This window comes from Pseudoalteromonas espejiana DSM 9414 (genome assembly GCF_002221525.1).
GTDB classification, from domain to species: Bacteria; Pseudomonadota; Gammaproteobacteria; order Enterobacterales; family Alteromonadaceae; genus Pseudoalteromonas; species Pseudoalteromonas espejiana.
In genome coordinates, this window is the sequence record NZ_CP011028.1 from 1,299,592 (window position 1) to 1,319,256 (window position 19,665).

Below are 19,665 nucleotides of genomic sequence, written 5' to 3' on the forward strand. Positions count from 1 at the left end.
CGCATGGAAAATTTAGTCGCATTAGAGCAAAGTGCTCATCAGCATATAAAAATAGACACACAAAAAGCACAATCACACGCTAAAAATCTTAATATGATCCCCGTTGTTATGGCGGAGCTTAGCCAAATTGCCGTTCAGCAGCCTATAGTTTTTGCAAAAAACTCAGAAACAGGCGAGTTTACACTCAATGCTTTATTAGGCTTTGAGCAACATGAAAACTTGTTTTATCAGCAATCGCAGTGGCAGGGCGTATATTTGCCGCTTCAGTTACAGCGTCAGCCATTTTTTGTGGGTGATACTCATGCGCAGCAAACGCAATACCCTGTGTGTATTAATTTGAATAGCCCTGCAGTAGTTGATAACTCTGCGCAAAGCGAAAATAATTTAGAACCAATTTATACCCAAAGCGCTGAAGAAAGTGGCTACTTTAAACAAATAAAGCAGTGTTTAGGGCATTTATTACAAGGCGAAATAGACAATAAAAAGCTAATTGATACCTTGTTAAAGTATGAACTACTACAGCCATTATCGCTTGAAGTAACGTTTGAAAATAACCAAAAAACAAAGTTAAACGGCCTATACACTATTAATCCGGACAAACTCGCACAACTTAATAGTGAGCAAATTACGCTTTTACATCAAAGTGCTTTATTACCTGCCATTTATACAGTAATAACCTCACTCGCCCAGATATACCCATTAATAGAGCGTAAAAATACGATGCTTAATTTAGCTGATGATTGATTTTACACTTAACAAAAATAAGGCATTACAGGTACACACTGTAGGGGAGGAAAAAACCCCAATTATTGTTATTGATGATTTTGTAAATAATGTAGATGCACTTATTAATTTTGCTGTGTTTTCTCAAAATGCGAGGGAAACATTTTGCACACAAGAAAGTGACTTTTACCCAGGAGTAAGAAAAGCAGCACCGCTTAGTTATATAGAGCAGTTAAAAGCACTGGCTCCAATTATTAATTCACACTTTGATATGGCAGATAAAAACGAGTTTGATGTAATACTTTCTGCCTTTTCAATTGCATGTACTGAGCCTGATGAACTCAGGCCAATACAGATGCTTCCCCATTTTGACACACCCAATATGAACCAACTCGCTATGGTGCATTTTTTATGTGATGAAACACATGGGGGTACTTCATTTTATAAACATAAAACCCTAGGGTATGAACGCATAACAAAAGAGCGACTCATGCCTTATAGGCAAGCTATAAAGCAACAAGCCATGGCGCAAAAGCTTCATAAAAACCCACATTACATAAATGGCAGCACAGTTTTGTTTGAGCAAGTTTACAGTGTAGAGGCAAAGCTAAATCGGGTTGTTATATATCCAAGCAACTTATTGCATTCAGGTAATATAAATGCGGCTAACGGTTATGCCTGCGATCCAATTAATGGGCGTTTAACTATAAGTAGTTTTGCTGTTTTACGTTAGTTTTTTTACCCGCTAAAGTTATTAGCACGCGCAATTTATAGCGCAGTTTAGCTTATTTAATTAAAGTGGTTACTTAGATTTTTGAGTATTAATTCTTTTTGGAGGCTAGGTGAATGCTAGAGATTGTTGCTACTGAAGACTTAAAGGCTGCCGCACAATTTACGTTTAACAATATGAAGCCCTATTACGAAATATATGCGGTAGATTGGGATGTAGAAGACATACATCAAGCAACCAAAGACCTCAAAAACTTTGATATTTTGTGTAAGGGTGAACACATAGGGGTAGTGCGTTTATCTTTCGAAGAAGGGCGTTGCCAACTTCGCGACATTCAGATTGCAGCTGCTTATCAAAATAAAGGTTATGGTGCTCACGTTATTGCTAAAGTAGTTGATATAGCTCGTCAACAAAGTATCAAATTCATAGACCTCAAAGTATTTCAGCGTAGCCCTGCATTTAAGTTATATAGCCGTATTGGATTTGCAGTCGATAGAAAAGATGTTCGCTTTTACTACATGAGCTTGCAAGTCTAATAGCTGTAGTATTAAAAGGCGCAAAGCATTTGGCTTTTGCGGTTCTTTAGTTAACTTTAGTAAGTACGACTGTATTGGCTTATGCGGGCATTAGTTTTTAGGAGAGTTAAGTGTACTTAATTAATAGTAAGTATTGGGTACTTACTGATTGCGGTGGGTTTAGGGTTTGCAATAATAGGGTCAGTAAAGCATCGACAGTTTGCTGTTTGGTCTGCTCAAAAATTTAAAAGTACATTTAGGCCTGCAGGTTTTGGCTCATTCTTATTTGGTGGCTTTTTGATTTACATAATAACGATTAGTTACCGTTAATAAGTAGGTAAGCTTTTCAAAGGTAACTAATAATTAGTGTTAACATATTCCCCAGTTTCCCTCACACTTCAAAGTTATTAAAGTATTCTTTTTGCAATTCTATAGTTAGCACTTTAGGGCGAATGCCTTGTACTAGGCTGTATACCTCTTCTTTTGTGTAACCTGCCGAATTTAAAATAAGCGCAGCCACCAACCCTGTGCGGCCAGTGCCGCCTTTGCAATGTATGGCAATGGTTTGTTTGTGTTGTATGGCTTGTAATATGTCGGTTTTGTGGGTGTTCCAGCTTGATGTAAAAGGCTGTTTGGGTGCTTCGTCGTCATTTATTGGTAAATGAAACCAAGTTATATCGTGCTTATTGCACTCATTATTAATTGTTTGTACGTTGTTTTTTTCAAGCTCCTTTTGCGGCATAAGCGATAACAGCATGTGAGTGCCAGCGGCTTTTAATGTAGCGATTGAATCCGCTAGGTTTTGCGTTTTTGTACCAGGGCAAGGCGTAAAAATAATATTTGCGCCGTTATTAAGTGATAAAACATCGTATGGGTGCGCGCTCATGGTAAGTCCTTTATTTTTAATCAATTTGCTTTTATACACTCACTATAGCGTGTTTTAGTTACAAGTTTAAGATTGAATAATAAGCATAAATACTAGATACTGTTTTTATATACAGTTGTGGCGATGTTATGAAAAAAGAATTACCAGCAAAATACTATTTAGCGCATTTTAGAGAACTTATTGAGTTTGTAACAAGTAAATGTATGCATTTACTTGAGCCCAAGCACAGCCAATTTATTAGTAAAATTAACCAGCTAGATGAGCAAAGCCAATGCATGTTGGCACGCGTGTATTCGCGCAAGCCTTATTTAGTACAGGCGCAATCGCTCAATTATGAAGAAATAACCTCGCCGCATCAGGCTATTTATACCCTAAAAACAGCGGGTATTTTATATGAGCCAAACGCGCAGCATTACAAGCTACTTATAGCGCATTTAACCAAGCCCATGCTGGTGGAGCTACTAAGTAATTATAGCGAGCAACTAAGCTTTAAAAAAAGCGCAGCTAAAGGGGCGTTGGTCACTATTGCGTGCCAATTTTTTAGTGAGCGCGCAGATGATCTTGCCCCTTTATATAGCCAGTATGTTATTAATAACCGTGAAGATTATTACGAGTATTTTGAGTTTTTATTTGCAGGGCGCTTAAGTAATGGCGATGTAAATCATCAAAACCGATTTGTTATGCGCGATTTAGGGTTAACCGCTACCCGCGAAGGGCACAGCGAGAGCTTGTCGCGCTTTAATACATTGGCTGAGGCGCAATCTAATTATGTTTTAAACCGTTACCGTTTAGCGTTTAAAAACATTGGCAAAACAGCCGGTACTGCAAAAGCTGAAACCGTGGATGATAAAACACCTTACACCGAGCTTGCGCATTTAGTTTTAGCGCAACCGGCGCACGGTGCACAAGCGCACGATATTAAAAACAAACTGCTGGTTAGGCTGTATAAACAACTTAAAAATACCGATAGCGAACTTGCCTTTAGCTTACTTGAAGGGTGCACCGATTACGCCGAAGCCCAAGAAATTCAAATAAGAGAGCAATACCGCTTAGGTAATAAAGAATGGGTAAAAGCGCAGCTAGAACAAATAATAGAAAACCCGCTCACCGATGACTTACTTTACTTTGCTGATGACTTTTTAATGCGTAAGTTTAATAAACAAACGCGTTCGCGCTTAAGCACTATGCTAGCCGACACCCAATGTGTACTTGAAATTGACGAAATTTACCGAGGCGATGTAGAGCAAGGCGTAAATGAGCATTACACCGCAAAAGGGTTAATGGTTTTTAATACCGAAAACACCTTATGGCAAAGCTTATTTGGTTTAGTATTTTGGCACGAGTTGTTTATAGAGTCGCCGTACCCGCCGTGTAATGAATTTGATATTTACCCGCAAGTTTTACAGCTTGGTAATTTTTATGAAGCACAAAGCACGCAAATTGACGCACGTTTAAAAAGCTGTAGTACTAATCAGGCGTTGCTTAATTTGGTATGTAAACATGCCGCGCAGTATTTTGAGCAGCCTAATGGGTTATTTAGATGGCGCAGCAATTTATTAGAGCCACTAGAGGCGCTTATTTTAAACAGCCCGCTTGAAGCGTTAATTGCGCATTTAACGGCCATGAGTAAACACTATTTACAGCTAAAAGACGGCTACCCCGATTTAATGGTTATCAATAATGGGCAAGTACATTTTGAAGAGGTAAAAGCCCCGGGCGATAAGCTTAGGCGCAACCAACTTACCACTATTGATAATTTAAAAAATGTAGGCTTTACGGTACATATTGCCGCAGTTAAATGGTTTGTAGACCCTAACCGTGTTTACAGCATCGTTGATATAGAAACCACGGGCGGCTTAAAGGGTGGTAACCGCATTACCGAAGTTGGCATAGTTAAACTGCAGCACGGTAAAGTAATAGATACTTGGACGACTCTTATTAATCCGCAGCGCCATATACCCGGCTTTATTACTAAGCTAACCGGCATAAGCGATAGCATGGTTTACAACGCGCCTGTATTTGCCGAGATAGCACAGCCACTATTAGATAAACTCGCAGGCAGTATTTTTGTAGCCCATAACGTAAACTTTGATTACGGTTTTATAAAAAAAGAGTGCGAGGTTGCAGGGCACTTTTTTAAAATGCCAAAAATGTGCACCGTGGTTGAATCGCGCAGAGCGTTTAAAGGCTTAAAGTCGTATTCGCTTGGTAACCTTAGTGCGCATTTTAATTTAAATTTAACCAGTCATCACCGCGCATTGGCCGATGCAACTGCCACTGCTGAGCTATTATTGCTGATACAAAATAGTGAAACGCTAACGCAGTAACGTATTATCTTGTTTTTAAGTGTATGAAAATTAAATAATAAATAGTTTAATTATAAGTTTTTAATTTATTTTGGAATAAAGTGTTTTTGTAAATCGTCTTCTTTATGTCAATCCGACAAACTAGAGGACAAAACAATGACTAAATTAAATAAAATTGTAAGCGTAATGATGTTAAGCGGTGTGTGTACTTTTACAGGTGCTGTGCACGCCGCTGATATTGAAATATCTCAGTCAACGTCGGCGCAGCAACAAACATCTACATCTATTGCGCTTTCACAAAACGGTTTAACAGCCAGTGGTAGCAATAACACAAACGTATCTAACGATACACAAGTAACGGCTGATGACTCGCAAGCTACAGATTCAACGGCGAATAATACGCAAACTCCAACGCAAGAAAGCAGCGAGGCCGCAGAGCCTGCAAATTCATTAGTTGCATCTGCCAGCTCATCTTTAAATAACTCATTGAGCGCATCGGTCTCGTCTTTAAATGCTGCAAGTAATACCACAGTCAATACAGCGCTTGATGCAACAACGCAGTTAACCTCATCGGCAGGTAATTTAACGACTGCTGTGAGTCAGTCGTCATTACTTTCTCTTACCTCTGAACAAGCAGACACTACCGATACACCATCAGATGCCTCTTTACTTTCAAATGTGAGTAGCGCTAGCGATTCAGTAACACAAGCTGATGCAACAAATGCGGGTGAGCTTACAAACCAATTAGCAATTACTAATACGGCTACAAACTCAGTGAGTTCTGCACTGCAAGTGGGTGATGCAATTAATACCAGTAATGAAGTAGTAAGCAGTGTTCAGCAATCTTTAATTGCCAGTGTGCAAGATAGTACGGTTAGTAGTTTACAAAGCACGGTACAGCAAAGTGTTAGTGGGCAGGTGAGTGCAGCGGTCACAGATCAAATTAGTAACGATGTAGCACTTAGCACCGCAAGTGAAGTAGTAACCAACATTACTAACGATTTAGACCTAGGCCTTTAATACGGCCTAAGTGTGTTTGCACAAATGCCGAATGGGGAAACCTATTCGGCCTGTTGGAGAATAAATATGAAAGCAGTTATAACCGCCACATTGTGTGTTTTTAGTGCCCAAGCGGTGCTTGCACAAACTAACCACGTTAAAACACCTGAGCAAACTAAACCCTTTAAAAGTAGCTTTGAGCTAAATGCAGGTGCAGAAGTTGGGGTATTAAGTAACTCGGCGCTCTCTGTTCAGGAGCTTGACGATATTTCGTCGCAAAGCGACAGCGGCATAAAAACCGCAGCAGGTGTTAATGCAAAATGGCAATTAACCAAAAGCGCCAAATTAACCTCAAGCTATAAGTTTGAACAACAAGACTACGATGAGTTTGATCAATACGATTTAGACCTTCATCAATATGGTTTAGATGGCAGCTATAGCTTTAATAGTCATGAGGTAGGGGTTCGTTACGATGGTGCAAAAGCAAATGTAGATGGCGATACATTTTTACATTTTAATCAAGTCAGTGCTTATTATGGCCATTTTTTAAACCCGCATACGTATTTGCGTATGAGCATAAAAACCAAAGCTAAACGTTTTGCTACTGCAAAAGCACGTAATGCCGACGGCGTAGGTGCCGATGTAGCGCTTTATCATTTTATAAATAGTGGCCAAACCATGCTAATGGCATCGCTAAGTGCCGATAAAGAAAACGCCGACGACAACCAATACGACTTTAACGGCTATGGTTTTACTACTAAAGTTACGCACAAATTTACGGCCTTTAATGTAGCGAATAAAGTGGGCGCAGGCTGGCGTTATCAAAATAAAGATTACGATGAGCAAACAACGGATGATTTTTTTGAGCAAATACCGTCGCGAGATGAGCACAGAAATGTAGTTAATGCGTTTTATAACGTAGCTGTATTTGAGCACGTAACACTAATAGCCGAGGCTGAATATGGCGATTACCAATCAAAGCTTAGTAGCAATACCTATACGCAATCGGTTTTATCGGCGTCAGTTAAAGTGCACTTTTAGGTGGGTAAATGGCACCATAACCAAAGGTGGTGTCTTTGCCTTGCTCACCTAAATCTTTGGCAAGCGATGTAAGCTCGTTAAGTGCTTTGGTTCTATTATTACCATGCTTTAACAATAAACAACTTAATGCCGCGCTTACATGCGGCGCCGCCATTGACGTACCCGACTCCCTTCCAAATTTTCCATTGCCTTGGCTTGTAACAACATTTACACCAAAGGCTGTAAAGTCTATGTAATCACCTTTATTTGACCATCTATAAATTTGGCTTTTTGAATCAATAGCACTTACCGCTATCACGCTTTTATACGCACCTGGGTATAACGGCTGCGACGCTGGCCCTTGGTTACCCGCAGCAGCTACAATTAATACGTTTTGTTTTATTGCAGCAGTAATACTTGCTTCTAAAACTGTGTTATTTGGCCCTGTTAGGCTCATATTTATTACGGGTATTTTATTACTAACTAACCAGTTAAGCGCCTCTACTATGGCAAATAAAGTAGCCCCTTGGGCATATTCAGATTGCCTATAAAACACCTCTGCACTGTAAAGCTTGGCACTGCTTAAAAGTGGGCTGAGTTTTGCTCCTTTACCCGTAATTAATCCCGCTATGGCGGTGCCGTGTAAATTTGGCGAGCTTAACCCTTGTGGTAAAAAGCTTTGTGTGATGATACTTGCGCCTTTAAAAGCACTGTGTTTGGTATTAATGGCGCTGTCGATCATGCCGATTTTTACGCTTTGTGTGCAGTAGGGCGCAATAGGCTTATTTTGCGCTACTTTAATGGTAGGCTCGCCTGTTTGCGCTTGGTAAATGTGGTTTCGGTCAAGTATTGCAGACTCATCTAAGTTAAGCGCTTTTAATAACTCACTTTTAGAATTAACACCTTGCGGGGCGTTAAAGCGCACTAAGCTCATATTAAGTGCGTTGTAATTTTTTACCGATACAATCGTTATATTTTGCTGTTTTAGGGTATTAATTTGTTGGCTATTTGCCATTAATAACCATTGGCGCTCTATTGCTCTAAAGCCGTTTTCTAGCTCTACTTCAACAAATGCGGTGTTTTGGCTATTTATATTAATGTTAAGCACATTAGGTAAGTTGCTAATTGGCTCACTTATTTGCGCTTTTAGTTCGTCAATCGATATTTGTGGAACAGGCACCGGAAGCGGCAGGCGCTGTGCACGCTCTATAGTTTGTTCAATACGTTGCTCTATTGGGTTTAGCTGCCCAAGCACCTGATCGACTCTTATTATATTGGCTGAGCTCGTTGCGCTAAATATGCAAAGCGAGGCGGCTATTATGTGTTTAACGCGGACTTTTTTCATGTTCATAGTGGGTTACTTCTATTAAATTTACCATGCTGGTTAGTTAACGTTTAACACATAGAAATATTTCATTATTCAAATTATTTTGATTATTTGGGAATAAATGTTTTTTTGAATCGTCTTCTTTATAAAAGGGGTAAAAATCAATGAACGAAACATTAAAAACCTTATTGCCCATGCTTAGGCGTTTTGCCTATTCGCTAACGGGTAGTAAAGCAGATGCAGACGATGTAGTGCAAATAACAATTGAAAAACTATTAGTAAAAGGCATTCCAGATGACGTTGAACCTGCTAAATGGGCATTTAAAATTTGCCGCAATGTGTGGATAGACGAATACCGCTCACGCAAGGTAAGGCAAAATACGGCTCAGGCCGATATATTACCAGAGCCAATTACAAGTAATGAGCACCAAACACTCGAAAATAAACAAATGCTTAAAAATGTAAATACAGCACTTGGGCAATTACCCGAAGAGCAACGCGCCATAGTATCGCTGGTGGCAGTGCAGGGCATGGCCTATAAAGAAGTCGCACATACGCTAGATATACCTATAGGCAGTGTAATGAGTAAATTATCGCGAGCACGCAGTACACTTTATAACTTAATAAAACCCGACTTTAAAAAGGAGCAGGTATGAACATTAACGACGAAACACTTAGCGCCTTTTTAGACTCAGAACTCAGCGAGCACGAAATGGAGCAAGTGCGTAAAGCCCTTGAGACCAATGATGAACTAGTAATGCGACTTGCAGAGCTAAGCGAAGTAGACATGCTAGTAAAAGAGCACGCTACAAGTATTGATGACGCACCCCTTAGTGACTCATTAGCTAAAACGGTTGCAAAGCTTGACACAGCAACGACTAAAAACACGTTAAATAGCAATGTAGTGACGTTAACGCCTTGGCAAAAGGCTAAGCAATCGGCTAATAAAAGCTTAGCAATAGCTGCAAGCGTTGCCGTGGTATTTGGTATAGCAATGACTAGCTATTTACAGCCAAATAATGCGCAAAGTTTAGTGGCTAGTAATACAGCTTCAGCGCTTAACACACAACTAAGCAGTGGTGTGTTTGAGCAAAGTGATGGTTCACTATTTAGCGCGCAGCTTAGTTTTAAAAATCAGCAAGGTGAGCTTTGTAGGCAGTATGCACTAAGCTCAAACAATACAACGCAAACAAGCATTGCTTGTAAAACACAAAGCGGTTGGCAAATTAAAGCGCAAACAGCCGCGCAGCAAAGTAATAATGGCGCGCAATATCAAACGGCGTCTAATAACAGTGAGTTAGATGCTGTTATAGATAGCATGATCAGCGGCGCACCACTAGATAGAGCGCAAGAGCAGCAAGCAATTAGCGCAAAGTGGCAGTTAAACAAATAATAATGTGTATAAAACGAGGTGAATTATGAAAACATCTATTTTAATTATCAGTATTTTACTTATGGCGGGTTGTGCATCTAAACCTGATTACCGAGCCGCGAATAATGGCTCACAAGGTTACAGCGAGCAAAAAATTAGCGATGATCAATACCGAGTAGAGTTTAAAAGTGTGTCAAACAATGTAGCCGATGCCGGTGATTATGCATTATTACGCGCAGCTGAGCTTACCCAAGCGCAAGGCTACGACTGGTTTGTTGTAACTAACAAAGAAACCTTTGTTGAGTCTAAATCGCAAGCCCCCACGTCATCTATTAGTGCATCACAAAGCCAGCAATATGAGCGAAGCTGCGGTTTATTAACTTGCGAAACACGCACACGCCCAACAAGCAGCGTAGGCGTACAGGTAAGCAATAATGATAAACGCAAAGAAGTGCACACCCTGATTGATATTAAAATGGGCAAAGGTATAAAACCAAGCGAGAACAGCTTTAGCGCCCAAGACTTAATTGAAAACTTAAGCAAAAAAGCACAAAAGTAAGCGCTTTGTAAAAGCACTTAGCTTGTTTTAGCTAAGTGCTTTTTCGTGGTAAAAATCCAGTAACCAGCATAGTGCCCACAATAACAAATAATGCGCCTAATAACGTATTTGGCCCAATTTGCTCATCTAAAATTAAATGTCCCCAAAAAATGCCAAATAGTGGAATTAAAAACGTGACCGTTAAAGCAGAGGTTGGGCCTATATCTTCAATAAGCTTAAAAAATAAAATATAAGCAAGCGCTGTACACACTACGCCAAGGGCTAAAACGCCGAGCATAACGTTGGTGGTTGGCATTTCACGCATTGGCATAAATAAAATAAGGGGCAATACCATAAAACTCGCTGCCCACATTGAGCCGTGTGCGTTATCGAACGGTGCAAGCTTTGGCGCATTTTTTGTGTAATGGGATGCAATGGCATAGCAAAGCGAAGCGCTCAATGCCGCTACTATGGCTATTATTGATTGACTATTTAATACAAAATGATTTTGCCCAACTAAAATTGCCACGCCTATTAAACCCAACAGCAAGCCTAAAACCATACTCTTAGTAGGCTTGGTTTTACTCCAAATAATACCCACAACAGCGCCCCAAATAGGGGTTGTTGAATTTAAAATAGATAACGTAGATGCGCTAATAGTTTGTGCGGCATAAGCAAAAAGTAAAAAAGGTAGGGCAGAGTTAAGTGCGCCAATGATAAAAAAGTGCTTTTTGTGTTGGGTAAACGCTAATCGGCGCTTTAAATACAGCGCAACTATAAATAGTGTGAGTGCCGCAAAGCCGACTCTAAATTCTATTAACACCGCAGGCCCTAAACTATTAGCGGCCATTCGCATAAATAAAAATGAGGCGCCCCAAATTGCAGCCAGAAAAAATAACCTAAGTAAACTTGCTAAGCTCATGATAGTATTTTAATTATACAAATAGGGTTACAGAATAACAGGCTTTGTAAAGAGTGTAAGCCAGATTCGGTACTCGCATATAAAAATAATAAAAGGACTAGGGCGTGTTGACCTTTGCGGATTGAAATTTGTTCAATCTAGGGGCGATTAAATCGCGGCGCGAGGTTTGTAACCTAGTGGGCTAAGTAAAAACCGAGTAACAAAGAGTTTATCGCCCCTAGGAAGAACCCGAAGGGCAGCGCATGTTTGGCATTTATGCTGCGTTATCGCCTATTTATGGGGAATAACCACACTTCATAGGCTCCGCCTTGCCTAAAAACCAAACACACTGCTGCAAATTCAACCATCAAAGAGCAACACGCCCTATTTATGTCTAGGTGTTTAATGGTTACAGCAATTTTGGTTGTGGGTTTATTAAGTGGGTGTGGGTCAACCCCAGTTAACCTATACAGTGACAATACAATGAAGAAAAAAGAATACAATGGCATTAAAGCGTATAAAAAAGGGGCTGTACGAGCAAGCTTTTGATGATTTAAAAGAGCCTGCAGCACTTGGGTATAAAAGTGCTCAATATACGTTGGCGTTTATGTTTTTAAAAGGCCAATACTTGGAGCAGTCTATTAAGCTTGGAATGGGCTGGTTAGGCGTTGCAAAAGAAGCGGGGGTTGAAAATTGGTCTGCGCAATACGATGCATTTTACAGTGCAGCGACTGCGCAGCAAAAACAACAAATAGACGAAACAGTGTCATTGTACATAACCCAATTTGGCGTTAAAGCACAAAATATGACTTGTCGTCGTTCAACTACACCTAGGCGTACATTTGGCGAAGTTAAAATTGATTGCACTAAGCACGACGGTAGCGTTACCCAGCACGACATACAAACAATAGAATAACGTTATGGCTTTTCTAGCTTGTTTTCAAAGTCGCTTTTTACAATATCGAGTGCTTTTAAAACATCTTCTGGGGCAAGGTCGTGTTGCTCCAAAAGCATAATTAAATCTACAGCAAGTTTTACGTGTATTGGGGCTTGATCAAGTGGGTTGGTCATTTAGATCTTTCTTTTTTGAAATTTGAGTAATGGCTACATCTATTGCTGTTTGTACACGTTCTTCCATATGGATTCGCTCGCTTTGCGGCAAATAAAAGGCCATATCTACATCGTAGCGAATATAACGGGGAGGAAGCTGATTGAGCACAGTACAACAAAAATCGGCCATAACATCTTCGTTGTAAATTTTATCTAGCTTACGCTTAATAATTTCTTCAACCACTATTTTTTCGTAAAAGTTGTGTATGTCATCGTGTAATCGCATCTTGCTAGCGCCTTTTAAGTAGTCCGTTTATTTGAGTGTATACTAAGCACTAAAATAAATCGATAGCCGCTTTAAATAGTTGTTTATGCACATTTATTAACGACTCTACGTTGCGTTGATAACCGCCACCAAGCGCGCACATAATTGGTAAATTATTAGTTTTACAAAAATTGAGTATGAAATGGTCGCGCTTATAAACTCCCTCAAGGGATACATTAAATAGGCCAAGCTCGTCTTTTTGGTAAATGTCTGCCCCTGCGTTGTATAAAATAATATCGGGGCTGTGAATGCGTACACAAAATTCGAGCGCTTGTTTAAGGGTCGTTAAGTAGTTGGCATCTGTTGTGTTGGCAGGTAGTGCAAAGTCGTAATCGGATTGCTGCTTTAAGCGCGGAAAGTTTTGCTCACAATGTATAGAGCAAGTGATTACATTACTTTGGGTTTGCGTTATTTGTGCGGTGCCGTCGCCTTGATGTACATCGCAATCAAAAATTAAAACCGTGTCGGTTTGCTCTTTATTTATTAAATGCGCTGCTGCAATAGCAAGGTCGTTAAAAATACAAAAGCCGCTGCCGTAATCACTGTAGGCATGATGATAGCCTCCACTTAAATTAGCGCTAAAACCATGCTTTAGCGCGTGTTCGCTGCCTTGAATACTCGCACCAACCGACAGTAACGTGCGCTCTACCAATTGATTTGAATACGGAAAGCCCATTTTTTTAATGGCTTTATTACTAAGTGACCCGTTTAAAAAGTCATTAATATAAGCTTGAGTATGGCAAAGCGAAAGCTGAGCAGGCGTTGCTTTTATAGGCGAAGTAAAATGATTAGCCGTTAAGCCTAGGCCTTCAATTTCTGCTTTGAGCAGTTGGTATTTTTGTATTGGAAAGCGATGGCGCTCAGGAAGCGTTAAAGCAGAATAAAGCGGGTGATAAAAAAGCTGCATTAGCGTAATTGTTGTTTTTCGACTTGTTGAATTTTATCTTCGGTGGCCGAAATTGCTTTACGACACCGACCTAATCGAGCATGTGTTGTTAATATTTCCATATTAAGCTTTTGCGCTTGCGCTGGTGTGGCTTTTTCCATTTGTAGCTTCCGCTCTTCAATCATTAATACTAGGCGGCGCTCAAACTCGTGGTTTTGCTTAAGCTCATCGTATAGCTCGTGCGACGATTGCATTATTTTTTGCACGGCTTGTTTATAAACTTTATTTTTTGGACGTGGCTTATAGTGGCTCTTGTTTTCTTTTGTCCAAATAGGCGTTGATTTAATAACACTAAACACGGCTTGCACTTGATTACCTATGCGCTCAAGAGCGTAAGTATATGCATGGCGATGCTCACTTGGTGGTAGGCTTGCTATTTCATCTTCTATTTCTGTTACGTAGTCGGCTAGGTTCATGCTTTTAGTGCTAAATACGCCGCGATCAAACAAGCTTGGCTGCGCTTGCATGTAACGGTTTTTAGAGAACAATTTAGCTTTATCAAATTGCTCGGCTTGTTGCTTAAGAGTAGCAACTTGTTGGCGTAATTTATCTAACGCGTTTGCTAGCATTTTATAGGTAAGCCTCGTAAATAAGTTTTAATGCTAAAAGTATAACCATAGTATTAAATACCGGGCGAATAAACTTACCACCAAAGCGAATAGCTGAATGCGCGCCTATCCATGCTCCCAGCATAATAAATAAACCCATGGTGAGGCCCAGTAAAAAGTTTACGTGCCCAAGCGCTACAAACGTAATAAGCGATATAAAATTTGAGACAAAGTTCATTGAGCGCGCTAAGCCACAATTAAGTAACAGGCTCATTTTATATAGTAAGCTATTTGAGGCAGTCCAAAACGTGCCAGCCCCAGGGCCTGCTACGCCATCAAAAAAACCTAAAGCTAACCCTTGAAGCCACTGCTTAACTTTTAAAGCGGGGTTTTTTGAAGGTAATTCGTCGCCTTGCGTGGTACTTAAGCTGCCAAATAAGCTATAGCACGCCACCATAATTATTATGATAGGTAAAAGCTTGTTTAAAAAGTCGATGCTTAAATGGTCAACAATTAGTGTACCAATAACAGCGCCTATTGCAGTGGCAAGGATGGAGCTTGCCCAAAACTTAGGGCTAAATAGGTTTTTTTTATAATAAGTATAGCTGGCCGTTAATGAGCCAAAGCTTGCGGCTAGTTTATTGGTACCAAGCGTTACATGCGGTGGTAAGCCTGCGGTTAATAGTGCAGGTACGGTAAGTAGCCCACCGCCACCGGCTATTGCATCAATAAAGCCTGCAGCCAAAGCGGCAGCACATAAAATGGCCAGTGTGGTTGGATCTAAAGCAAGTTCAAACATTAATAATCTATTTGTCTTTTAAAAGGTGGTAAGGTGTCGAGCATGGCTTTGCCGTAGCGCTTAGTAATTAAACGCCTATCGAGAATGGTTATACAACCTTCGTCGCTCTCTTTTCGCAGCAGTCTACCACAGCTTTGTACCAATTTCTTTGCGGCATCGGGCACCGTAATCGACAAAAACGGATTCCCACCTTTGCTTTGTACAAATTCTGCTTGGGCTTCTTCGATGGGAGATGTTGGCACGGCAAACGGAATTTTTGTAATAATTAAATTTTCTAAATATTTTCCAGGTAAATCAAGCCCTTCTGAAAGGCTTTGTGTACCAAATAAAATACTGCCTTTGCCTGCATCAATATTTTGAGTGTGCTTTTTAAGTAAGGCCTCTCGCGACATCTCACCTTGTACTAATAAGTTAAAACCTTTTGTTCTAAGAAACTTAGCCACATGGTCCATTTGCCAGTACGAGGCAAACAACACTAGGTTAGCTTTATTGGTGTTTAAATACTCTGGTAATGTTTGCGCTATATGATCGCTAAAAGCTTTATCGGTTGGCTCAATCATACTTACGGGTATGCGCAGTGTTGCTTGCTTGGGGTAATCAAAAGGTGAGGGGACCTTAATAAATTTAACGCCTTCTTCTTTTGCTAATCCACTTTCATAGGCAAAGTGGTCAAACGAACCGAGGGCACTTAAAGTAGCAGAGCATAAAACTGCACCGGCACATTCATTCCACAATTTATCTTTAAGGTAGTAGCCTACTTCAATTGGGCAGTCGCTTAATAAATGATCGTGATGGCTTTTATACTCTAAGCGCTTTATCCACCTAGCGTGTGGTGTGCCTTCTCCTTTATTTGCATAGCTATACCAAAGTTTATTTAACTGCTCTAAGCGGTTTATGTATTGTCCGCTTTCGGCTAAAACAGGGTCAGCAACGTAGGGCTTTATATCACCATCGCTTACATCTTGGGTTAGCGTGTCGTGCATTTTATTTAAGCAACGTAATGCATCTAGTGTGGCATCGCTTATATCTTTAGCTTTGCTATGCAATGATTTAGGGATTTCGCCGTGCTCAAACCTGTATGTATCGTCTTTTGAGTATTCAAAGTCGGCGTTATCGAGAATATCACGCACTACTTTTAAATCTTTATTGGCGTCGTTAATGCTGTCGCACAGTTTGAAGTTTTGACCAATGGCTTTTTGACCAACTAATACCTTAGACATTTTGCCGCTAAATTTGGTGAGCTTATCTAGCCAGTCTATGGTGCCTTTAATAGTGGCTGCCGCTGATGAAAAGTCGCGGGTAATATGCGCAAGGTGATGCGCTTCGTCTATTACATAAATAGTATTGTCGGGCTCGGGTAATATTTTACCGCCACCTAAATCTAAATCAGCTAGTAATAACGAATGATTAATTACCAATACATCCATTTGCATAAGCTGATTACGAGCAAGCTGAAACGGACAAGTTTGGTGGGCTTTCATTTGGCGCTGACAGGCATGTTTATCGCATGCAATTAAATTCCAAACTCTGTCGGGGATGGTGTCGGCCCAGCTGTCTCTATCGCCTTGCCATTTTTTGTTAACGTATGCATCGTATAAACCTTTGAGGCACTTTGTTTCCATGTCGCTTAATGGCGAGGTAAGTGTAGGCATAAACTCCATTTGCGTTTGTCTATCGCCATTAACAGCGTTATGTAGTTTATGGGCACATATATAGCGCTGCCTGCCTTTTACTAGGTCAAACTTAAAGTCGAGCCCAGAATGCTTTTTAAAAAAAGGCAGCTCTTTAGCAATTAATTGCTCTTGCAATGCCACGGTAGCCGTAGAAATTACCAGCTTCTTTTTTTGTGCAAGGGCAAGCGGTAAAGCACCTAAACAATAAGCAAGTGATTTACCTGTACCTGTGCCTGCTTCAATTACACATATGCGCTGCTTTTTATGGTATTCACCAGCTAGCGTTTTTGCTATTTCGGCGACGAGGTAGTTTTGGCTACTACGCGGACGATAATCAGTTAGGTTATTAGCCACATGCTGGTGTACTTGCCTAATTGTTTTTTTTAGTTGGTCAGAAAGCATGGGGAGATAAACCTAAAATATGTATATAATTACAGTGTATGGATTTTAGAGTTATAACAGTGTAACTACAAGCAAGGATCAAGCTAATTTAGCAATAAATTGCCATGCTTTTATAAATTTTATTATTTATGCGCGGTAAGAGTTACAAAGCAAAAATATAAATAAGGTTCATTAATAGTGTTTTTAAAATCAGGTTTTGTACTTTCTGCACAAGCACACGATACATCGCACGGCCTCCAGTACGAAATTTGGTTTGCTTCTGATAGTGGGCCAATCAAAACAATTTCTGATAACGAAACTGCGCTGTTTTTTATAAAAAGTGCTGATGCAAAAAAAGCGCATGATATTTTAACTGCCGAGTCACATAGTTTTTTAATTAAACCCCTTACGCTTAAAAATTTTCAACAGCACACAATGTGTGGGTGCTATTTTAAGTCGCTTAAACATTTTTATTCCGCCAGCAAAGTTTTAAAAAGCCATGGCATCATTTTATTTGAAGATGATATTAGGCCCATTGAGCGTTATTTAATGGAGCGATTTATAAAAGGTGGCGCTTGGTTGACGGGTAAACTTGTTGAACATGAAAACTATAATGTACTTTTAAACGCCAAATTAAAAGCTAATGCAGACTATACACCTACACTTTCTAAGTTATCAGTTGATATAGAGTGTAATGAAAGTGGGGTGTTATTTTCTGTTGGCTTAGTAGGCTGTGGTTTAGACTGCGTGATTATGATTGGCGAGCCTCAGCACCATGAGCCAGCGCTTGATTATACTATTATATGGTGCGAAGACGAAGTCGCGCTTTTAAAGCAACTTGTTGCACTTATAAATCAATGTGACCCTGACATAATAATTGGCTGGAATGTTATAGAGTTTGATTTTTCCGTCATTTACGAGCGCTCCGAAGCGCTTGGGGTAAAGTTATTACTAGGACGGGGAAACCTACCGTTATATGTACGCAAAGGCCATTTTACTCGGGTTTCTATTCCTGGGCGCTGTGTAATAGATGGTATTGATACTTTAAAAAATGCCACTTATAGCTTTGAGAGCTTTTCGCTTGCTAATGTGTCTCAGGAAGTTTTAGGTGAATCTAAATTAATAGAATCTGGCAATAGTTTACAAGAAATAATCCGCCAATTTAATGAAGATAAACGCTCGCTTGCTAACTACAATCGCCAAGACTGCATACTTGTTAATAAAATCTTTGAAAAACTAAAGCTACTTGATTTTGCCGTCATTCGGACTCAATTAACAGGCCTTGAGCTTGAAAAGCGAGGCGGTTCTGTTGCGGCCTTTGTAAATATGTACCTGCCTTTATTACATCGAAGCGGTTATGTAGCACCTAATATGGGCGATCACGGGCTTACTTTTGAAAGCCCAGGTGGATATGTGATGGAATCTGTTCCAGGCCTTTATAAAAATGTAATCGTGCTAGATTTTAAAAGCCTGTATCCCAGTATTATGCAAACCTTCTATATTGACCCGCTAGGTTTGATAGAAGGAATTGAACATCCTGAAAATAGTATTGAAGGCTTTAATAACGCTCAGTTCTCTCGAGAGCAGCATCATTTACCTAAGCTTATAAAAAACTTGGCACTACAGCGTCAGCGAGCAAAAGATAATCATGATTTAATGCTATCCCAAGCGATTAAAATAATAATGAATAGCTTATATGGCGTATTAGGTTCTAAAGGGTGCCGTTTTTACGATCCTCGGCTCTCAAGCTCTATTACTTTGCGTGGGCACGAAATTATGTTGCAAACAAAAAAGTGGATTGAACAAGAGGGTTATAGTGTTATTTACGGAGATACAGACTCTACGTTTGTAAAGTTAGCCGATGAATTAGCGCCGGATGATTGTAACTCAATTGGTAAACGTTTAGCTCAGCATATTAATGATTTATGGACACAAGAAATAAAAACTAAGCACAACTTAGCTAGCCATTTAGAAATAGAATATGAATCTCTCTATAGCCCGTTTTTTTTACCAACGATAAGAGGTAAAACTGTGGGCTCTAAAAAGCGCTATGTAGGCCAGTTAATAAAGCCAGACCAATCAAAGTTAGTTTTTAAAGGGCTAGAAACTGTAAGAAGCGACTGGACAAAGTTAGCTCAGCAATTTCAATTTGATTTATTTACCCTCCTTTTTGAGCAACCTGAAAAAATTAATGCTCTCGCAAATGACTATATAAGTAAACTTTTAAATGGAGAGTTTGATCATTTACTGGTCTTTAAAAAGCGTTTAGGTCAAAACTTAATCGACTATCAGAAGAATATTCCCCCTCATGTACAGGCTATAAAGAAGTTTCAGAAAAAAAATAGTGAATTTTCTATGAATAGAGGCGACTTTGTTACATTTGTTTACACAACTAACGGAGTCGAGTTATATCAAGGGCTACACAGCTATGACTACCCAATTTACATAGAAAAGCAAATTGTACCTTTATTGGAAATGGTTTCGCAAATTATTAACGTAAACGTAAACAATGATGAGCGAAAACAGATTGAATTATTCTAGATTGTTTCTTTATTGGTAACAATTGATTGCGCGACCCATATTTTTGCTTTTTTTTTGTACAAGTGCTCGGTTTTCAATGTAAAAA

At 39.8% G+C, this 19,665-nt stretch carries 19 protein-coding genes and 1 pseudogene; 11 read left to right on the forward strand and 9 right to left on the reverse strand.

Annotation, left to right across the window (positions count from 1 at the left end; genetic code table 11):
- Positions 1-3: 3 nt before the first annotated feature.
- The 3 genes from PESP_RS05980 (at position 4) to PESP_RS05990 (ending at position 1,989) form a co-directional block, all read left to right on the forward strand.
- Positions 4-744: a SapC family protein gene (locus tag PESP_RS05980; protein WP_089347218.1), complete on the forward strand. Its 741-nt coding sequence runs from the start codon at positions 4-6 to the stop codon at positions 742-744.
- Positions 737-1,456 carry a DUF6445 family protein gene (locus PESP_RS05985; RefSeq protein ID WP_089347219.1) on the forward strand — a complete coding sequence of 240 codons (720 nt, stop codon included), beginning with the start codon at positions 737-739 and terminating at the stop codon, positions 1,454-1,456. The genes PESP_RS05980 and PESP_RS05985 overlap by 8 nt, the downstream gene beginning before the upstream one ends.
- 113 nt (positions 1,457-1,569) lie before the next feature.
- Positions 1,570-1,989 carry a GNAT family N-acetyltransferase gene (locus tag PESP_RS05990; protein ID WP_089347220.1) on the forward strand — a complete coding sequence of 140 codons (420 nt, stop codon included), beginning with the start codon at positions 1,570-1,572 and terminating at the stop codon, positions 1,987-1,989.
- Between the two features lie 370 nt (positions 1,990-2,359).
- On the opposite strand, the gene PESP_RS05995 is transcribed toward PESP_RS05990, so the two are convergent.
- Positions 2,360-2,854 (reverse strand): phosphatase domain-containing protein, encoded by a 495-nt coding sequence (locus PESP_RS05995; RefSeq protein WP_089347221.1) that lies wholly within the window; start codon positions 2,852-2,854, stop codon positions 2,360-2,362.
- Between the two features lie 128 nt (positions 2,855-2,982).
- Between PESP_RS05995 and PESP_RS06000 the strand changes: the two genes are divergently transcribed.
- The 3 genes from PESP_RS06000 to PESP_RS06010 all read left to right on the forward strand — a co-directional run bounded on the left by PESP_RS06000 (position 2,983) and on the right by PESP_RS06010 (position 7,200).
- The gene (locus PESP_RS06000; protein WP_245852151.1) at positions 2,983-5,181 is read left to right on the forward strand and encodes an exonuclease domain-containing protein; all 2,199 of its coding nucleotides are present in this window, start codon (positions 2,983-2,985) and stop codon (positions 5,179-5,181) included.
- A gap of 135 nt (positions 5,182-5,316) precedes the next feature.
- Positions 5,317-6,180 carry a RodZ family helix-turn-helix domain-containing protein gene (locus tag PESP_RS06005; protein ID WP_089347223.1) on the forward strand — a complete coding sequence of 288 codons (864 nt, stop codon included), beginning with the start codon at positions 5,317-5,319 and terminating at the stop codon, positions 6,178-6,180.
- Positions 6,181-6,246: 66 nt separating this feature from the next.
- A complete protein-coding gene (locus PESP_RS06010) occupies positions 6,247-7,200 on the forward strand; it encodes a surface lipoprotein assembly modifier (protein ID WP_089347224.1) in 954 nt (317 codons plus the stop codon).
- Here the strand turns inward: PESP_RS06010 and PESP_RS06015 are convergent.
- Positions 7,184-8,530, reverse strand: a complete 1,347-nt coding sequence (locus PESP_RS06015) for a S8 family serine peptidase (RefSeq protein ID WP_089347225.1) — start codon at positions 8,528-8,530, stop codon at positions 7,184-7,186. The two genes, PESP_RS06010 and PESP_RS06015, sit on opposite strands and share 17 nt — an antisense overlap.
- Positions 8,531-8,670: 140 nt before the next feature.
- On the opposite strand from PESP_RS06015, the gene PESP_RS06020 reads away from it, so the two are divergent.
- Genes PESP_RS06020 through PESP_RS06030 form a run of 3 tightly spaced genes read left to right on the forward strand, consistent with a single transcriptional unit; the run spans position 8,671 to position 10,437 of the window.
- Positions 8,671-9,162: an RNA polymerase sigma factor gene (locus tag PESP_RS06020; protein WP_006793586.1), complete on the forward strand. Its 492-nt coding sequence runs from the start codon at positions 8,671-8,673 to the stop codon at positions 9,160-9,162.
- Positions 9,159-9,899: an anti-sigma factor gene (locus PESP_RS06025; protein WP_089347226.1), complete on the forward strand. Its 741-nt coding sequence runs from the start codon at positions 9,159-9,161 to the stop codon at positions 9,897-9,899. The genes PESP_RS06020 and PESP_RS06025 overlap by 4 nt, the downstream gene beginning before the upstream one ends.
- Before the next feature lie 25 nt (positions 9,900-9,924).
- The gene (locus tag PESP_RS06030) at positions 9,925-10,437 is read left to right on the forward strand and encodes a CC0125/CC1285 family lipoprotein (RefSeq protein ID WP_089347227.1); all 513 of its coding nucleotides are present in this window, start codon (positions 9,925-9,927) and stop codon (positions 10,435-10,437) included.
- A gap of 31 nt (positions 10,438-10,468) precedes the next feature.
- Here PESP_RS06030 and PESP_RS06035 read toward each other — a convergent pair whose 3' ends face one another.
- Positions 10,469-11,338: a DMT family transporter gene (locus tag PESP_RS06035; protein ID WP_089347228.1), complete on the reverse strand. Its 870-nt coding sequence runs from the start codon at positions 11,336-11,338 to the stop codon at positions 10,469-10,471.
- Positions 11,339-11,707: 369 nt separating this feature from the next.
- Here PESP_RS06035 and PESP_RS06040 point away from each other — a divergent pair.
- Positions 11,708-12,233: pseudogene (locus tag PESP_RS06040) on the forward strand (SEL1-like repeat protein).
- Between the two features lie 2 nt (positions 12,234-12,235).
- On the opposite strand, the gene PESP_RS06045 reads toward PESP_RS06040, so the two are convergent.
- Genes PESP_RS06045 through dinG form a run of 6 tightly spaced genes read right to left on the reverse strand, consistent with a single transcriptional unit; the run spans position 12,236 to position 17,060 of the window.
- Positions 12,236-12,388 carry a DUF2496 domain-containing protein gene (locus tag PESP_RS06045; RefSeq protein WP_089347229.1) on the reverse strand — a complete coding sequence of 51 codons (153 nt, stop codon included), beginning with the start codon at positions 12,386-12,388 and terminating at the stop codon, positions 12,236-12,238.
- Complete coding sequence (locus PESP_RS06050) at positions 12,372-12,653, reverse strand: late competence development ComFB family protein (RefSeq protein ID WP_089347230.1); 282 nt, start codon at positions 12,651-12,653, stop codon at positions 12,372-12,374. Before PESP_RS06050 ends, PESP_RS06045 begins: the two co-directional genes overlap by 17 nt.
- A gap of 49 nt (positions 12,654-12,702) precedes the next feature.
- Positions 12,703-13,599 carry a histone deacetylase family protein gene (locus PESP_RS06055; protein WP_089347231.1) on the reverse strand — a complete coding sequence of 299 codons (897 nt, stop codon included), beginning with the start codon at positions 13,597-13,599 and terminating at the stop codon, positions 12,703-12,705.
- The gene (locus tag PESP_RS06060) at positions 13,599-14,207 is read right to left on the reverse strand and encodes a primosomal replication protein (RefSeq protein ID WP_089347232.1); all 609 of its coding nucleotides are present in this window, start codon (positions 14,205-14,207) and stop codon (positions 13,599-13,601) included. The genes PESP_RS06055 and PESP_RS06060 overlap by 1 nt, the downstream gene beginning before the upstream one ends.
- A 1-nt stretch (position 14,208) precedes the next feature.
- The gene (locus tag PESP_RS06065) at positions 14,209-14,985 is read right to left on the reverse strand and encodes a TSUP family transporter (protein ID WP_089347233.1); all 777 of its coding nucleotides are present in this window, start codon (positions 14,983-14,985) and stop codon (positions 14,209-14,211) included.
- Positions 14,985-17,060, reverse strand: coding sequence for an ATP-dependent DNA helicase DinG (gene dinG / locus PESP_RS06070; RefSeq protein ID WP_089347234.1), 2,076 nt, complete (start codon positions 17,058-17,060; stop codon positions 14,985-14,987). The genes PESP_RS06065 and dinG overlap by 1 nt, the downstream gene beginning before the upstream one ends.
- Before the next feature lie 177 nt (positions 17,061-17,237).
- Here dinG and PESP_RS06075 point away from each other — a divergent pair, with 177 nt between their 5' ends.
- The gene (locus PESP_RS06075) at positions 17,238-19,580 is read left to right on the forward strand and encodes a DNA polymerase II (protein ID WP_089347235.1); all 2,343 of its coding nucleotides are present in this window, start codon (positions 17,238-17,240) and stop codon (positions 19,578-19,580) included.
- The last annotated feature ends 85 nt before the right edge of the window (positions 19,581-19,665 follow it).

Bases quoted from the DNA above. Each gene is read 5' to 3' on its own strand.
- PESP_RS05980 (WP_089347218.1), top strand. From the start codon at position 4: ATGGAAAATTTAGTCGCATTAGAGCAAAGTGCTCATCAGCATATAAAA.
- PESP_RS05985 (WP_089347219.1), top strand. From the start codon at position 737: ATGATTGATTTTACACTTAACAAAAATAAGGCATTACAGGTACACACT.
- PESP_RS05990 (WP_089347220.1), top strand. From the start codon at position 1,570: ATGCTAGAGATTGTTGCTACTGAAGACTTAAAGGCTGCCGCACAATTT.
- PESP_RS05995 (WP_089347221.1), bottom strand. From the start codon at position 2,854: ATGAGCGCGCACCCATACGATGTTTTATCACTTAATAACGGCGCAAAT.
- PESP_RS06000 (WP_245852151.1), top strand. From the start codon at position 2,983: ATGAAAAAAGAATTACCAGCAAAATACTATTTAGCGCATTTTAGAGAA.
- PESP_RS06005 (WP_089347223.1), top strand. From the start codon at position 5,317: ATGACTAAATTAAATAAAATTGTAAGCGTAATGATGTTAAGCGGTGTG.
- PESP_RS06010 (WP_089347224.1), top strand. From the start codon at position 6,247: ATGAAAGCAGTTATAACCGCCACATTGTGTGTTTTTAGTGCCCAAGCG.
- PESP_RS06015 (WP_089347225.1), bottom strand. From the start codon at position 8,530: ATGAACATGAAAAAAGTCCGCGTTAAACACATAATAGCCGCCTCGCTT.
- PESP_RS06020 (WP_006793586.1), top strand. From the start codon at position 8,671: ATGAACGAAACATTAAAAACCTTATTGCCCATGCTTAGGCGTTTTGCC.
- PESP_RS06025 (WP_089347226.1), top strand. From the start codon at position 9,159: ATGAACATTAACGACGAAACACTTAGCGCCTTTTTAGACTCAGAACTC.
- PESP_RS06030 (WP_089347227.1), top strand. From the start codon at position 9,925: ATGAAAACATCTATTTTAATTATCAGTATTTTACTTATGGCGGGTTGT.
- PESP_RS06035 (WP_089347228.1), bottom strand. From the start codon at position 11,338: ATGAGCTTAGCAAGTTTACTTAGGTTATTTTTTCTGGCTGCAATTTGG.
- PESP_RS06045 (WP_089347229.1), bottom strand. From the start codon at position 12,388: ATGACCAACCCACTTGATCAAGCCCCAATACACGTAAAACTTGCTGTA.
- PESP_RS06050 (WP_089347230.1), bottom strand. From the start codon at position 12,653: ATGCGATTACACGATGACATACACAACTTTTACGAAAAAATAGTGGTT.
- PESP_RS06055 (WP_089347231.1), bottom strand. From the start codon at position 13,599: ATGCAGCTTTTTTATCACCCGCTTTATTCTGCTTTAACGCTTCCTGAG.
- PESP_RS06060 (WP_089347232.1), bottom strand. From the start codon at position 14,207: ATGCTAGCAAACGCGTTAGATAAATTACGCCAACAAGTTGCTACTCTT.
- PESP_RS06065 (WP_089347233.1), bottom strand. From the start codon at position 14,985: ATGTTTGAACTTGCTTTAGATCCAACCACACTGGCCATTTTATGTGCT.
- dinG (WP_089347234.1), bottom strand. From the start codon at position 17,060: ATGCTTTCTGACCAACTAAAAAAAACAATTAGGCAAGTACACCAGCAT.